The organism is Halorubrum sp. PV6, assembly GCF_003990725.2.
Taxonomy (GTDB): domain Archaea; phylum Halobacteriota; class Halobacteria; order Halobacteriales; family Haloferacaceae; genus Halorubrum.
Map to the genome: position 1 here is coordinate 123,068 of NZ_CP030064.1, position 14,681 is coordinate 137,748.

Genomic DNA, 14,681 nt, shown 5'->3' on the forward strand with positions numbered 1-14,681 from the left:
CGCACCCCGATCCCCACGCTCGCCCCCCGCTGGAGCGCCGGGTACCGGGGTTGCGGTTCGGTCGTCGCTCGATCCGACGCCGTCCCCGCGTAACCCGCGTGGGGGCGGTCGGCCTCGCCGGTCGGAGCGAGCGCTCCCTCTCTCCCGTCCTTCCAACAGTTGGACCCGGTCGCTCGACCGACAGAGCCTCGGGTGAGGACCCGGCCCGCGTCCGACGCCGAGGCCGGCGTTCCGATCGCGGTCGTCGACTCCACGAGGCGCACACTCGCCGACGCCGGTCGACGACGGTCCCCGACTGACGCATCGACGGTCCCCGACTGACGCATCGACACCGCCCGCGGCGCGGGGCTCCGCGCCACCCTCCACCCACCAATGCGACGAGACAACTCGCCTTCGAGACGCACCAGACGCATGAGACGCCCCGACCGCTACGCCGGGCCAGCGCTGCCCGACCGCCTCCCCTCGTGGCGCGCGGCCCTGACGCTCGCGGCCCTGTCGGCCCTGCCGTTCGTCCTCGGCGCGTTCCCGGTCGCGACCGCGGTCCTCGCGGCCGCGCTCGCCGGGACCGTCGTCGGCGTGGCCCTCCATCGCCGATATCCGGACGCGGTCGACCGCGCGGCGCCCCGCCTCCCGGCCGGTGACGAGTCGGTCCCCGCTGACGGCTGACCGAGGTCCCCGCTGACAGCCCCTCCTCCCGTCCGCTCTCCGCTCGGCCTCACCGCTTATCTGTCGGCGCCTCCGAGCCGTCGGTATGACCGACGCCGACTCCGACGAGCGACCCCCGCCCCCCGTTCCCGTCGCGCTCCGCGCCGGGGCCGCCCTCTTCAACGAAGGACACGTCCTCGCGGCCCACGACCCGTGGGAAGCGGCGTGGCTCCCCCTGGCCGACGGTCGCGACGAGCGCCTGCTCCACGGGCTGATCGCGGCCGCGGCGGCGACCCACCACGCCGCCGACCACAACTGGTCCGGCGCGGTCGGCTGTGCGGGCAACGCGGTGACGTACCTCGGCGACGCGGGACCGACGCCGCGAGGCCTCGATTCGGCACCCGTCCGTGAGTGGTGCCGGCGACTGGCGGCCGACCCGGAGGCGATCGAGCGGTCGAGCCCCCCGACCATCCGCATCGACGGGACGGCGCCGCGGTTCGACAATCTCGACCTGTCGGCGGCGCTGCTCGCGGCGCCCGTGCTGGCGGACGCGGTCGCGCCGGGCGACGCGGCCGCGTTCGAGACCGCGGCCGAACTCGCCCGCGAGGAGGAAGGAACCGCCCGGACGACGGTCACCGAACTCCTCTTCGCGTTCCTCCGCACTCCCGACGCCCGCCCGCAGGTGGCCGCGCGGCTCACCGATCACGTAGAACTGGCAACGCGGAAGCGACGCGACGTCGACGACCTCTTTTAGCTGCTACCGCGTCAGGCGTTGTCGGTCGGCGTGTCGGGGTCCGCCGGGAAGTTCGGCTCGGCCGGGGGGTCGGCCGCGTCGTTTTTATCGGCCGCGTCGTCGGGGTCGTCGTCGACGCCCGCGTCGGCCTTGGGTTTCCCGTCGAAGGTGTAGTCGGCGGAGTTGTCGGCCGGGTCGTAGCCGAGGGCCTCGCGGGCGCGCTCGATGGAGTAGTACCGCCGGTCGTTGTTCGAGATCCCGTAGACGACCTCGTAGCCGTACTCCGCCTGCAGACACCGGTCGAACAGGTGCGCGCAGTCGCGGTGTGAGAGCCACATCGCCTGTCCCCGCTCGTACTCCCGCGGCGGGTGGTCCTTGGTGAGGTTCCCGATCCGGACGCAGACGACGCTCATGTCGAACTCGTCGTGGTAGAATCGCCCGAGCGACTCCCCGGCCGCCTTCGAGACGCCGTAGAGGTTTCCGGGCCGGGGGAGTTCGGTCCCGTCCAGCCGGTAGCTGTCGTCCGACCGATAGAGGTCCGGGGTGCGCTCTTCGGTCTCGTAACCGCCGACCGCGTGGTTCGAGGAGGCGAACGCGAACTTCTCGACGCCCGCGTCGACCGCGGCGCGCATCACGACCTGCGTCCCGTCGATGTTGTTCCGAAGCACCGAGTCCCACGGGGCCGTCTTCCGGGGGTCGCCGGCGAGGTGGATCACCGCGCCGACGCCGTCTATCGCCGCTCGGACCGCGTCGGCGTCGGTGATGTCTGCGACGTACCGGTCGGCGTCGGGGACCCTGTTCGGCACCTTCGCCGCGGGCAGCGGCTCCCTGTCGAGGAGTCGCCACTCGTAGTCGTCGCCGATGCCGCGGAGGATGGCTTGCCCCACCCGTCCCCCGGCGCCCGTCAGCAGGACCGGCTCGTCCATTCGGTCGTACGTGGGCGCGAGACGGGCATATATGCCACGGTTCGGCCGCGATCGGGGCCGTCGTTGAAGCAGTCCTACAGTTTCTGCCGCGAAATGCTCACACCGGTCGGGGCGACGACGATCTGGTCGTCGCCCTTCTGGACGATGTCGCCGTCGACCTCCCGCGCGACCTGCCGCAGTTCGTCGATGATGTGTTCGATCGTCCGGTCCGAGGTGGAGTGCCGCGTGATGTCCGCGATGACGAAGTCGCCGTCGTACACCGCGTCTTTGATCGGAATCACGTCGCTCTGGCTGCCGATCTCCGCGATGTGTACCTGCATTCCGCCGTCCGTGTGCGCCTCCGCGAAGTCGCCGAGGTCGAGTTCGACGTAATCGTCGACGGAGCGGTTCCCGCCGCCGCCGAGGATCTTGCTCATAATACCCATACACACCACACGAGGAGGTCAGACATTAGTTCTTACGTCAGACGCGCCCTCGTCAGCCGCTCTCGTCGAGCCGGTCCTGCCACTCCTGGACGCGCGCGAGCAGGTCCACCGGCGCGGTCGACGCCACGTCGACCTCGCGGAGCTCCTCGACCACGGCGCGGGTCTCGGGGGCCGTCTCGTCGGTCGCTTCGGCCTCGACGGCGGCCCCGTCGTCCGGCCGAGTCGACGCCGGCGGCGTCCCGTTCCGGTCGGTCTCGGGTTCGAACGCCGCTCCGTCGCTCGCCGCCGAGTCGGTGCCCTCGCCGTCGGAGAACGACCCCGACGAGAGATCGAAGACGACCTGTTTGGTGTCGCCGGTGGCGCGGCCGGGCCCGTCGCTCCCGTCCCGGTCTCCTTCGGTGCCGCCCTTCGCCTCGATGGCCTTCTCCTCGCGGAGCCGGTCGAGCACGTCGCCCGCGCGGGAAACGACCGGCGCTGGGACGCCGGCCAGATCGGCGACGTGGACGCCGTACGACCGGTTCGTCGGCCCGTCGCGGACGGTCCGGAGGAACGTCACCTCCCCGTCTCGCTCGTCGACGGCGACGTGGACGTTCTCCACGCGCGGGAGGTGGTCGGCGAGCGTCGTCAGTTCGTGGTAGTGCGTGGCAAACAGGGTTCGCGCGCGCACCTCGTTGTGGAGGTACTCGGTCGTCGCCCACGCGATGGAGATGCCGTCGTAGGTGGCGGTGCCGCGGCCGACCTCGTCGAGGATGACGAGCGAGTCGGCGGTCGCCAAGTGGAGGATGTTCGACAGCTCCTGCATCTCGACCATGAACGTCGAGCGCCCCTGCGCCAGCTCGTCGAGCGCGCCGACTCGCGTGTAGATGCCGTCGACGAGCCCGACCGTGGCCTCCCGCGCGGGGACGAACGAGCCGGCCTGCGCGAGCAGTTGGATCAGCGCCGCCTGCCGCATGTACGTCGACTTCCCGCTCATGTTCGGCCCGGTGACGATGAGGAACCCGCGCTCCGCGTCGAGCCGGAGGTCGTTCGGCACGAAGTCCGTCGTCCGCTCGACGACCGGGTGCCGCCCGGCGTCCACGTCGAGCCGGCGGTCGTCGGTCAGTTCGGGGCGCGTCCAGTCGTTGCCGGCGGCGTGGGTCGCCAGCGACGCGAGCGCGTCGAGCTCGGCCACCGCCCGCCCCACGTCTTGGAGGAGTTCGGCGTCGTCGGCGACGCGCTCTCGGAGCTCCTCGAACAGGTCGTACTCCAGCTCGCCGCGGGCCTCCTCTAAGCGGAGGACCTCGCGTTCCCGCTCTTCGAGCTCGTCGGTGACGAACCGCTTCGAGTTCTTCAGCGTCTTGATCTCGCGGTAGTGGTCGGGCACCTGATCGGCGACCGACTTCCCGACTTGGATGTAGTAGCCGTCCGTCTTGTTGCGGTCGACGGTGACGTGGCTCAGCCCGTGTTGCCGCTTCTCGCGCTCGGCGAGGCCGTCGAGCCAGTCGTTCGCCTTCTCGTGGCGTTGGATCAGCTCGTCGAGCTCCTCGTCGTACCCCTCTCGGAGGAGCCCCCCCTGGGTCTTCGTCTTCGGCGGGTCGTCGGCGAGCGCGTTCGCGAGCTCGTCGTGGAGGGCCGCGGCGCGCTCGCGGTCGATCCGCTCCAGCACCGCGGCGACCGGGGAGTCGGCGAGTTCGGTCCCGGACACCGCGTCGGCGAGCGCGGGGACGGCGGCCAGCGAATCCCGCACCGAGAGGAGCTGTCTCGCGCCCGCGCTCCCGCTCGTGGCGCGCGCCGCGAGTCGTTCGAGGTCGTACGCGTGATCAAGCGTTTCGCGCAGTCGGTCGCGAGCGAGCGCCGCCGCGGCGAGCGCGTCGACCGCGTCGAGCCGGCGGTCGAGCTCTGGTTGGTCCTGGCGTGGTCGCGTGAGCCACTCCCGGAGCAGCCGCCCGCCGGCGGCGGTGACGGTGTGATCGACCGTCTCGAACAGCGAGCCGTCGCCCTCGCCGCGCATGGTCTCCGTCAGTTCGAGGTTGCGCTGCGTCGTGGCGTCGACGGCGACGTGGTCGTCGTCGCCGTAGGCGGTGAGCCGCGTGATCGATGCTAACACGCCCGCGCCGGTCTCCTCGACGTACCCGAGGACCGCGCCGGCCGCCCGGATCGCCAACTCGGAGTCGATCCCGACGCTGTCGACGGTCTCCCGGCCGAACTGCTCGCGGACCGCGTGGGTCGCTCGGCCCAGCGCGAACGACTCCGGGTCGAAGAGGGAGACCGACCCCGACAGGTCATCGCGGACCGCCCCGAGCACCGCGTCGTCGTTGCGGACGCGCGGCCCCGGCAACACCTCTGCGGGGTCGAACCGATACAGCTCCGCGCGGAGGTCGCCGGGGGTCTCGACCTCGGTGACGAGGAACCGGCCCGTGGTCACGTCGGCGAGCGCGAGCCCGTAGGGGCCGCCGTCGTCGCTCTCGCTCACGACCGCCGCGAGGTACCGCGCGTCGTCGTCGGCGGTCTCCAAGAGCGTGCCCGGCGTGACGACCCGCGTGATCTCGCGGGCGTGGCCGTCTGCCGTCTCGTACTGGTCGGCGACGGCGACCCGGTAGCCGCGCTCGACGAGCGCTTTCACGTACGGCGTCAGCTCCGAGAGTGGGACGCCCGCCATCGGGTACGACGAGCCGTGCGACGACTTCTGTGAGACCGTCAAGTCGAGCTCGTCGGCGACCAGCTCGGCGTCGTCGGCGAAGAACTCGTAGAAGTCGCCACACTGCATCGCGAGGACGTCCGCGTCCGTCTCCGCTTTGAGATCGAGGAACTCCCCGACGATCCCCGTTGCCATATGTCCGTACTCCCGCCGTGCGCGGCTAAAACCCTGCGGGTGTCGGTCGCGGCGCGGCCGCTATCCGAGCCGGTTGCGGCGCGTCATCCGCCGGTGTACCAGACTGGAGACGCCGAACGCGACCGAGGTGAGAATCGCGTAGGTGTATCCCGAGACGCTCGCGAACGGAACCGTCCCAACCGCCGCGGCCGCGCCCGCGAGCGCCGCGACGACCGCGAGCCCGAAGTAGAACTCGCTCCAGAGAATCTCGTTTTCGGAGACGATCTCTAAGTACACCTCCAGCTTCCGGCTCTCGTCGGTGAGCGACACCAACCCCCGGTCGGACTCGTACTCGATGAACCCGCTCGCCGCCAGTTTCGGCAGGTGCGACTGGTGAAGCGCGGTGTACACGCGCTTGCGCTGTTTATACGACACCTCCGACACGTCGAGGTCGTTTTCCCACGCCGCCAACTGTTCCGCGATGTCGCGCACGCGCGCCTCCGGTTCGTTTTGTTTTAAATATTTGATCACCCGCCGTCGCCGTGCGTTGCTCAACGCGGTGAATATCTCGTCGCGCGAGGGCTCGGCCTCGCCGCTCTGCTGGTCCTGTTCGACGGCGATTTGGGGTGTCATAATTGGGGTCAACGGGGATTGCTCTCTCGTTTGTTTGAACCTGTCTGCTCTCCCTAACTACTCCCCACCATATCAATTGATACCATCTCCCATTACGCTACGTTTATATACTCCGTCGCGTCCGGACTGGAGTCGGCCGGAAACTCCCCCCGCTCGACCGGGCGACGCGTCGTCGCGGATGTCGGCTCGGAGCGGGCCGCAGCGCCCTCGAAGTCACCAGCCCCGACCGCGGGAGCCGCGGACCCCGCCGATTTGCGACCGGTAGGCGACGCATACATACGACCGTTTGACGCCAACGTCAGCGTATGACTACGTCACACGACGCAGGGATCTCGGAGGCGCAGACAGCGGGGACCGATCGGCAACTGTTTGACCGATTCCGAAAGCCCGAGTACACCGGTGAGAACCGCTGTCTCCCGTGTACCGCGGTCAACGTCGGGATCGCGGCGGTCGGCGCGACGGCGGTGGGCGTGGTCGCCGGACCGCTCCTCGCCACGGCCGGGTTCGGCGCCGCGCTCGGGGCGATCTGGCTCCGCGGCTACCTCGTTCCGGGGACGCCCGAACTCACGAAACGCTACCTCCCGGAGCGCGTCCTCCGCCTGTTCGGGAAGGGGACTGAGCCCGCGCCCCTGACCGACATCGACGCGGAGTCGTACCTCCTGTCGTCCGGCGTCCTCGTCGAGACCCCCGACGGAGCCGACCTCTCCTTTGCTCCCTGGTTCGCGTCCGCGTGGGACGACGCCCTGGACGAGATGCGGTTCGACGCGGTCGCTCCGACCGACGGCCCCGTGGTCTCGGACGACGACCCCAACGCCGACGTGGCGTCGCTCGCCTCGCTCACGGGCGTCCCCGAGGCGTCGCTCTCGCTCAGTTGGGGCGGCGGCGCCGCGTTCGCGTTCGCCGACGGCCAGCGTATCGGCCACTGGGAGTCTCGCTCCGCGTTCCTCTCGGACGTCGCCGCGAACCGCGCCCTCTCGGAGACGCTGGACGACTGGTCCGCGCTCTCGCTCGCGGCGCGGAGCGACGTGCTCGGTGCGATCCGCCTGTTCGTCGAACAGTGTCCCGCCTGCGACGGTCCCGTGGCGCTCGAAGAGCGCGTCGTCGAGTCGTGTTGTAGCAGCTACGACGTGGTCGCCGGGCGCTGTACCGAGTGTGACGCGCGCCTGTTCGAGATGCAACTCCCGTCGCCGCCCGCCGCCGAGGCGGCCTGACGCCTGTTTCGCCTTCGCACCCTCACCACTCTTTGTCGTCGCCGGTCGCTCACTCATAAACCCCTCTCGCTGTCGGTCAGGCATTTTAAAAAACCGCCGTCGCCGTCGGAGTCGCGTGGCGTACGCCGGCCGCTCGCCGCGTGGTGGGTGCGGGGCCGGACGCCCGCGTCTCGTCGTACCCACCGCTCGAATCAGGTCTCGTCGTACCCGCCGCTCGGATCGGGTCTCGTCGCGCTCCAACTCGGATCGGGTCGGTGGCGCGCCGCCGACTCGTGTTGAGCCCCTCTGTGCCGATCCGTGCGGAGCGCTGTGCTGGTCGTCTCTGCGTTCGAAAAATCCGACATCCCTCGGTTCCGACGCGTCAGTTCGCGCCGTCCGACGTGGCGCCGACGCGTCGTCGGCTATCGCCGCCGCCGGCCGAACTGCCGGATGACGGAGAAGCGGTTCACCCACAGCTGGTACGCGCCCACGGCGGCGAACGCGCCGAGCGAGAGGCTCGTCCAGAGCACCGGGTTGATGAGCGCGAACGCCGAGAATTCGAGGAGGACCGCGAGGAGGACCGTCAGCGACACGATGCCGAGCGCCCGGTACAGCTCCGACCACGTGATGCCGCCCTTGGCGACGATCTCGGTGTACAGCGACACGTCGCGCGCGTGGCGCGACAGCTCGATGGTCTGGGTCGCTTTGTCATACTCTATCACGCCGACCTCCGCGAGCTTCGGGAGGTGCGTCTGGACGAGCGAGGTGTAGACGCTCTCTCGGCACCGAGCGGGCGGGGAGGCGTCGCCCGTCTCGTGGCTGGCGACCAGCGTCGACAGCTCGTGGACGGTCACCACGCCGCCGACGCTCTCGATGTGTTCGAGCGCGCGCCGGCGGCGCTCGTTCGCGAGAATTGCGTACACCTGTTCTGCCGGGAGGATGTCTGGTCGGTATTTCATCTGTCACTCCGACGCTCCGCTGTTCGCGAAGCCGTCAGTTGTTGGATGCTATAACGATTGTTGCTGGCATATGTATGCAGTAGATACCGCGCCCGCCGAGTCGTCGACGAGCCGGGGACCGCCCGAGCAAACCGATAGCCCGCGGGCCGGTACGACCGCCCTACGGCCTCGGTTTCCCCGGCTCGGTGCCGCCTCGATGGTACGACACCCGTACCGCCGTTTTGGCCCGAGTAGGGCGCTCATGCGGTCGTTTTCGGCTTCGGTAGGCGCGTCGGACCGCCGGTCGAACGGCTCGTTCCAGTCGGTTCTAGCTCTCGTTCCATCGTGACATGGCTGCTCGTAACTACGTGGGTATCCCCCCCATGGAGGAGTAACCGACTTAGCCACCAACCAAACCGGAGGCGTGTCGGACACCAATCAACCATGAACCAAGACAACGACATCGGACTCTCGCGGCGCAAGATGCTTCTCGGACTCGGCGCAGTCGGCGTGGCCTCCGCGGGTGCCGGACTCGGCACCACGGCATACTTCAACGACACCGAAACCTTCGAGAACAATACCTTCACGGCCGGCACGCTCGACATGAGCGTCACGGCGAACCTCGTGGCGGCGGACGACTACTGGAGCGGCCAGACCGACATCCCCATGTCCGTGACCGCGGACGGCCAGGGTGTCACCGCGGGCCTCGTCGTCGACGACGTGAAGCCCGGCGACTGGGCGATCATCTGCTTCGACATCGAAGTCGGTGACAACCCCGGATACGTGCAGATCCGCACGGAGAACTTTATGGAGGCGGGCGGCGCGAACCCCGAGCCCGAACAGGAAGTTGAGGGCGACGCGAACAACAGCGCCGACCTCGGCGAGTTCATGCTCGCGTCCGTGTGGCAGAACTACGACGACACCAGCGGCGACAAGTCTGGACTCTCTGTCCTCGACCCCGTCTTCAACAACGCGCCCAACGCTACCGCAAACGCGTCCGGCATCACCTACGCGATGCCTGACGTTGGCGGTGTCGCCAGCGCAGACGCGCACTACACGAACGCGCGCGAGGCCGACGACATCCTCAGCGGCGGATACATCGTCAAAGACGAGAACGGTGATTTCCTCGCAATCAACGACACGGAGAGCGAGGGTGTCTACTCGTTCTGTCTCCTGCTTGAGGTCCCGTTCGTCGTGGGCAACGTCATCCAGGGTGACAGCCTCTCGTTCGACCTGGTCTTCGAGACCGAACAGGTCCGCCACAACGAGGACCCCTTCAACAACTCGGCACCGGTGAACTCCACCAACTGATCTCGCGATCAGTATGAACAGCTCGAACCGCCCTACGGCGACGCGGTAGTCGCCGCGGGAGGTCGTGACTATCCACACAGTATACACACACATACAATGACAAACGATTCAACCAACTTCGACCTCTCGCGGCGCAAGCTCCTGGCCGGCCTCGGCGCGGTCGGCGTGGCCTCTGCGGGCGCAGGGCTCGGAACCACGGCGTACTTCAACGACACGGAGACCTTCGCGGGCAACTCGCTCACCGCGGGTGAGCTCAACCTGCTCGTCGACTGGCAGCAGACGTACGACTTCGGTAACGGCCACACCTTCATCAACGCGCACCCCGACCACGACGGCGACGGGGAGCAGTCGATCTCGGACGGCGACGGCGGACAGATCAAGTACAGCGACTACGTGGACATCGACGACCCGGACAGCACCGGGGAGAACCTCCCGATCCTGAACTGTGACAACATTCCGCCAATCGACGAGGCCGACTTCCGCACCGACCCCGTCACGGGCAACCAGATGGACACGCTGGTCCAACTCACCGACGTGAAGCCCGGCGACGAAGGCGAGATCACCTTCTCGCTGCACCTCTGTGACAACCCCGGCTACGTCTGGATGCAGGCCGACAACGTCTCCGAGAGCGAAGGCGTCGACACGGACCCAGAGCTGGCGGTCGACACGCCCGACGGCGGCGACCTCGCGCAGTTCATTAACGCGAAGCTCTGGTACGACGCGGACTGCGACAACGTCCGCGACGAGGCGGAGCCCGCCGACATCATGCTGACGCTCGACTTCTCGGGCTCGATGCTGTACCGCCAGTACACCGGCGTCGTCAGCGAAGACCCCATCACGGTCGGTCCCGACAACTTCTCCGAGACGACGAAGATCGACCTCGTCGAGCTCGCGGCCAAGGAGTTCGTCCAGTACCTCGACGCGCAGAACGCGGACGTCCAGGTCGGTATCGCCTACTTCGACGGCGAGAGGAACGGCGACACCGAGCCGCGCACGGGCATCTTACAGCCGATGACCAGCGACCTCTCGGTCGTCGACGCGTCGCTCAATGGCCTGCGCCAGAAGCTGGCAAACGTCGTCAGCGGCGGTGCCGGCTCGACGCCTTTCGACGGCGACGGTAGCCCCGACCCCAACACGCTTGCGTCCGGCGGTATCGCGACCGGCACCTTCATCGGCGAAGGTATCGACGACGCGCAGGCAGAGCTCGCGCTGAACGGGCGACCGGGAATCAAAGCGGTGAACATCGTGCTGTCGGACGGCGAGTCGTTCAACGGCACCGGCTCGACGTCGTTCAGCTCGCCGCAGGACGCGGCGACGGACGCGCGCAGCTCCTCGCCCAGTCCGGCGACGGACCTGTACACCGTTTCGGTCGGTAGCGCCAACGACAGCATCCTGCAGGACATGGCCGGTGCGGCGACATCGCCGGGGGACGATCCCCAGTTCTTCTACGATGTTGACGACCCGGTGGTGATCCCGACGGTGTTCGGCGTCCTCGCCAGCCAGTTCGTCGCAGAGAAGATCATCATGGAAGACAGCCTCGACAACGTGCTCGCGGCGCTGTCCTCCGGGAACGGCATCCCGCTCGACGGCAACATCCTCACCATGTACGACGAGCTGGAAGACCCCGCGGCCGACGAGGACCGCGACGCGTTCGAGGGCAACGGCCTGATGTACTGTATCGGACTGGATTGGGAACTGCCCTTCGAAGTGGGCAACGTGATCCAGGGCGACACGCTCGCCTTCGACCTCGGCTTCTACACCGAGCAGGAGCGCCACAACGACGGCGCGGGGGTCTCGGCCTGATCCCGAACCGTCGCTGAGACACAGACTCCACGCAGGCCATCTGCTCGCCGCTACGGCGACACGCCTGCGTCCCGATTCGGCGCTTTTCGCGGCCGACGAGACGGTTCACGACCGCTGTCGGGATTCCCCACTCGGGGATGATTCCGTATGAATGACGACACAACCGGACTCTCGCGGCGCAAGCTCTTGGCCGGCCTCGGCGCGGTCGGCGTGGCCTCTGCGGGTGCGGGACTCGGAACGACGGCGTATTTCAACGATACAGAAACGTTCGCAAACAACTCCTTTACTGCGGGAACTCTCGATTTAAAACTCGACTACAAATCAACCTACCTCGGCGGCCCCGGCCGCCTGTCGGACATCCAGGAGATGGGCTACCCGGACGCCGAGTCGCTCGGCGACGGGCGGTACCTGCTCGGCGAGGCGCCCACCGATGAGCAGATCGAGGAGTGGGAGACGCTCGTGCAAAGCGACGTCTTCGACTTCTGTTCGCCCGAGGCGGACGAGTTCCTCGTCAACGGCGACGGCATTCCGATCTTCACCCTCGAAGACGTGAAGCCCGGCGACTCCGGCGAAGTGACGATCAGCGTCCACATCTGTGACAACCCGGCGTACCTCTGGATGGCCGGCGAGATCACCAGCAACGAAGAGAGGGGACAGACGGAGCCCGAGATCGTAGACGAGGGCACCGACACGGACGGCATCGGCGAGCTCGCCGACGAGATTCAGGTCTGCGTCTGGTACGACGAAGACTGCGACAACGTCTTCGAGCCCACCGGCACGGGCGAGCGCAACGAACTGGAAGTCGCCCTGGTCAGCGACGTCTCCGGGTCGATGGGCGGAACCCCGCTCTCGTCGCTCAAGACGGCCGCGACGGGCTTCGTGGACAACCTCTCGTCTCCCGACGAGGCGGCGGCTATCTCGTTCAGCTCCAGCGCGACGACAGACCAGGAGCTGACGAACGACTACCAGCTCGTCAAGGACGCCATCAACGCGTACTCCTCGGGCGGCGGAACGTCCATCGCGGCCGGCATCGACGAGGCCGCCGACGAACTGGTGAACGGCACCAACGCCACGCCCGGCGCATCCAAGGTGATGATCCTGCTGAGCGACGGCAACTCCAGTGCGACCGCTGCGACCACCGCGGCGGACGCCGCCAAGAACGACGACGGCATCCGCATCTTCACCATCGCGCTCGGGAGCGCCAACACCTCGCTGCTCCAGAGCCTCGCGAGCTCGCCCGACGACGCGTTCGTCGCGCCCGATCCGGCCGACCTCGACACGGTCTACGCCGAGATCGCGGAGATCGTCTTGGAAGGCGAACAGAAGATCATCGAAGGCTCCATGACCGATGTCTTCGCGGCCCTCTCCGAGGGCGTCCCCCTGGACGGCAACCGCATCGAAGAGGGGACGCAGGCGTACCCCGGTGCGACGACCCAGTGTATCGGCTTCGAGTGGGAGCTCCCGTTCGTCGAGGCGGGCAACGAGGTCCAGACCGACTCGATCTCCTTCGACATCGGCCTCTACGCCGAGCAGGAGCGCCACAACGACGATCCCGCTGTGACGTTTAATGGAACGGAAGCGAACAGCACCAGCGCCGGTAACTGACCGATCTGAAACCGCGGCAGCGAGCGGGCGGCCCGCTCGCCTCGGGCGGAACTCCCGCCCGATCCCCGGCTCGGCGCCTTCGGGCGGCCGACGCGGCGGCTCACGACCGCCACCGGGAGTTCCCTTCGGGGATGATACACAATGAACGACGACACTATCGGACTCTCGCGGCGCAAGATGCTGGTCGGACTCGGAGCGGTGGGCGTAGCCTCCGCGGGCGCGGGCCTCGGCACCACGGCGTATTTCAACGACACGGAGACCTTCCAGGGCAACTCCCTCACGGCCGGCGAGCTCGACCTGTTCGTCCACGTCGACTACTCTGAGGACCAGGGCAGCTACGCGCAGTACCAGACCCCTGACGGGACCTTCATTGACGGCAACGTCGTCGGGGGCGGCGAGGGCGATCCTCTCAGCATTCAGGTCTCCGACCTGAAGCCCGGAGACTCCGGCGAGGGTGATTTCTGCTTCTCTATCGTCAACAATCCGGCGTACTTGTGGATGTGCGGCGATCTGACGGCGAACGACGAGAACGGGATGAACGAGCCCGAAACGGAGTCGGACGAAACCGCCGGCGGCGACCTCGCCGACGCGATGCAGGTGACCGTCTCGTACTGTACGAGCGACGGCGCGAAGGGCGCCGAGATCGTCTCCGGCTCGCTCCGGGACGTGATGCTGGCGCTCCGCGCCGGCGTCCCGCTGTACGGTGACGGCGACCCGAGCGCGCCGGTGGCGAACCGCCCCGCGTTCGAGGGCGTCGAGGAGCCGTTCGTCGACGATGCGCCGAACGTCGCGGAGCAGTGCGTCTGCTTCGATTGGATCGTTCCCACCAGCGTCGGGAACGAGATCCAGTCCGACTCCGTCGAATTCGACTTCGAGTTCTACGCCGAGCAGTCGCGTCACAACGACGGGACGAACAACCCCTGCGTCGAGTTCGACACCGTCCTGACGACCGACGCCGGTCCGGGCGTCGACCGCGACGGCGACGAGCAGGGCGACGCGACGGGGAGCTGGATCACCGCGCGGGTGAGCAGCGGCCCCACCACGGTCGTGCAGGTGGAGCTCGACGGCGACATGTACGGCGGCGGCAGTTCCGGTCTCGGCGAGTGGCCGAGCAACCCGAACTCCTACGTCGTCGAGGCCAACTTCGACGTCAACACCGACGGGCTCGGTGAGAGCCCGAACGACGACTTCCGGTTCGGCTTCGGCAGCGCGACCTCCGGTGCCCGGTCCGGTGGCATCGCGAACAGCACGAGCGGCGCGAGCGGTGACGGCGGGTACATCCGTCGCAACATCGGCACCGGCGGAAACAACAACCGCTTCGACACCGCCGCGGAGGACGCGCCCGGCTTCCTCGCGGTCGAGAGCGCCGACCGGCTGACCTACACGTTCGTCATCGACTGGACGAGCGGCCTGCCGGCGCTGTCGAGCGTTCCGACCCAGTTCGTCGTGAAGGAGGTCTTCGCCAGCGACGGCGGCGAGGGCGTCGCGTCGCCGAACAGCTCGAACGACGGCCGCGCGGCCATCGACAACGTCACCGACGCGTCGGGGGTCATCAACGTCTAGATCGGCGCGTGACGCGGCGGGCGCGACGGCGCCCGTCCGACCGACCACCCCCCACTCCGGACCCGAAAGGCCGGGACGACGGTTCGACTCCGTCGGTGGGCGTTCCCCCTCGGGGACA

The 14,681-nt window shown here is 68.2% G+C and carries 12 protein-coding genes; 7 read left to right on the top strand and 5 right to left on the bottom strand.

Annotation, left to right across the window (positions count from 1 at the left end):
* Positions 1 to 411 precede the first annotated feature (411 nt).
* Positions 412 to 666 carry a hypothetical protein gene (locus DOS48_RS29255; protein WP_244629350.1) on the top strand — a complete coding sequence of 85 codons (255 nt, stop codon included), beginning with the start codon at positions 412 to 414 and terminating at the stop codon, positions 664 to 666.
* An 85-nt stretch (positions 667 to 751) separates the two neighbouring features.
* Positions 752 to 1,399, top strand: coding sequence for a DUF309 domain-containing protein (locus DOS48_RS14375; RefSeq protein ID WP_127116413.1), 648 nt, complete (start codon positions 752 to 754; stop codon positions 1,397 to 1,399).
* Between the two features lie 11 nt (positions 1,400 to 1,410).
* Here DOS48_RS14375 and azf read toward each other — a convergent pair whose 3' ends face one another.
* From azf to DOS48_RS14395, 4 genes are all read right to left on the bottom strand, one after another.
* The gene (gene azf, locus DOS48_RS14380; RefSeq protein WP_127116414.1) at positions 1,411 to 2,304 is read right to left on the bottom strand and encodes an NAD-dependent glucose-6-phosphate dehydrogenase Azf; all 894 of its coding nucleotides are present in this window, start codon (positions 2,302 to 2,304) and stop codon (positions 1,411 to 1,413) included.
* 74 nt (positions 2,305 to 2,378) lie between these two features.
* Entirely contained in the window at positions 2,379 to 2,729 is a 351-nt protein-coding gene (gene sepF / locus DOS48_RS14385) for a cell division protein SepF (protein WP_127116415.1), read from the bottom strand.
* Between the two features lie 52 nt (positions 2,730 to 2,781).
* Positions 2,782 to 5,541, bottom strand: coding sequence for a DNA mismatch repair protein MutS (gene mutS, locus DOS48_RS14390; RefSeq protein ID WP_127116416.1), 2,760 nt, complete (start codon positions 5,539 to 5,541; stop codon positions 2,782 to 2,784).
* A gap of 60 nt (positions 5,542 to 5,601) precedes the next feature.
* Positions 5,602 to 6,153, bottom strand: a complete 552-nt coding sequence (locus tag DOS48_RS14395; protein ID WP_127116417.1) for a helix-turn-helix domain-containing protein — start codon at positions 6,151 to 6,153, stop codon at positions 5,602 to 5,604.
* Between the two features lie 305 nt (positions 6,154 to 6,458).
* Here DOS48_RS14395 and DOS48_RS14400 point away from each other — a divergent pair, with 305 nt between their 5' ends.
* Positions 6,459 to 7,364, top strand: coding sequence for a hypothetical protein (locus DOS48_RS14400; protein ID WP_127116418.1), 906 nt, complete (start codon positions 6,459 to 6,461; stop codon positions 7,362 to 7,364).
* Positions 7,365 to 7,765: 401 nt separating this feature from the next.
* Here the strand turns inward: DOS48_RS14400 and DOS48_RS14405 are convergent, their stop codons facing one another.
* A complete protein-coding gene (locus DOS48_RS14405) occupies positions 7,766 to 8,302 on the bottom strand; it encodes a hypothetical protein (protein ID WP_127116419.1) in 537 nt (178 codons plus the stop codon).
* A 423-nt stretch (positions 8,303 to 8,725) separates the two neighbouring features.
* Here DOS48_RS14405 and DOS48_RS14410 point away from each other — a divergent pair, with 423 nt between their 5' ends.
* The 4 genes from DOS48_RS14410 (at position 8,726) to DOS48_RS14425 (ending at position 14,563) form a co-directional block, all read left to right on the top strand.
* Entirely contained in the window at positions 8,726 to 9,592 is an 867-nt protein-coding gene (locus DOS48_RS14410; RefSeq protein ID WP_127116420.1) for a TasA family protein, read from the top strand.
* 96 nt (positions 9,593 to 9,688) lie between these two features.
* On the top strand, positions 9,689 to 11,395 hold the full coding sequence (locus tag DOS48_RS14415) for a VWA domain-containing protein (RefSeq protein ID WP_127116421.1): 1,707 nt from the start codon (positions 9,689 to 9,691) through the stop codon (positions 11,393 to 11,395).
* 147 nt (positions 11,396 to 11,542) lie between these two features.
* Positions 11,543 to 13,000 carry a TasA family protein gene (locus DOS48_RS14420; RefSeq protein ID WP_127116422.1) on the top strand — a complete coding sequence of 486 codons (1,458 nt, stop codon included), beginning with the start codon at positions 11,543 to 11,545 and terminating at the stop codon, positions 12,998 to 13,000.
* A gap of 141 nt (positions 13,001 to 13,141) precedes the next feature.
* Positions 13,142 to 14,563 carry a SipW-dependent-type signal peptide-containing protein gene (locus DOS48_RS14425; protein WP_127116423.1) on the top strand — a complete coding sequence of 474 codons (1,422 nt, stop codon included), beginning with the start codon at positions 13,142 to 13,144 and terminating at the stop codon, positions 14,561 to 14,563.
* Positions 14,564 to 14,681 lie beyond the last annotated feature (118 nt).

What these genes read in the sequence shown, in the direction of transcription:
- DOS48_RS29255 (WP_244629350.1), top strand. Translation starts at nt 412, where the DNA reads ATGAGACGCCCCGACCGCTACGCCGGGCCAGCGCTGCCCGACCGCCTC.
- DOS48_RS14375 (WP_127116413.1), top strand. Translation starts at nt 752, where the DNA reads ATGACCGACGCCGACTCCGACGAGCGACCCCCGCCCCCCGTTCCCGTC.
- azf (WP_127116414.1), bottom strand. Translation starts at nt 2,304, where the DNA reads ATGGACGAGCCGGTCCTGCTGACGGGCGCCGGGGGACGGGTGGGGCAA.
- sepF (WP_127116415.1), bottom strand. Translation starts at nt 2,729, where the DNA reads ATGGGTATTATGAGCAAGATCCTCGGCGGCGGCGGGAACCGCTCCGTC.
- mutS (WP_127116416.1), bottom strand. Translation starts at nt 5,541, where the DNA reads ATGGCAACGGGGATCGTCGGGGAGTTCCTCGATCTCAAAGCGGAGACG.
- DOS48_RS14395 (WP_127116417.1), bottom strand. Translation starts at nt 6,153, where the DNA reads ATGACACCCCAAATCGCCGTCGAACAGGACCAGCAGAGCGGCGAGGCC.
- DOS48_RS14400 (WP_127116418.1), top strand. Translation starts at nt 6,459, where the DNA reads ATGACTACGTCACACGACGCAGGGATCTCGGAGGCGCAGACAGCGGGG.
- DOS48_RS14405 (WP_127116419.1), bottom strand. Translation starts at nt 8,302, where the DNA reads ATGAAATACCGACCAGACATCCTCCCGGCAGAACAGGTGTACGCAATT.
- DOS48_RS14410 (WP_127116420.1), top strand. Translation starts at nt 8,726, where the DNA reads ATGAACCAAGACAACGACATCGGACTCTCGCGGCGCAAGATGCTTCTC.
- DOS48_RS14415 (WP_127116421.1), top strand. Translation starts at nt 9,689, where the DNA reads ATGACAAACGATTCAACCAACTTCGACCTCTCGCGGCGCAAGCTCCTG.
- DOS48_RS14420 (WP_127116422.1), top strand. Translation starts at nt 11,543, where the DNA reads ATGAATGACGACACAACCGGACTCTCGCGGCGCAAGCTCTTGGCCGGC.
- DOS48_RS14425 (WP_127116423.1), top strand. Translation starts at nt 13,142, where the DNA reads ATGAACGACGACACTATCGGACTCTCGCGGCGCAAGATGCTGGTCGGA.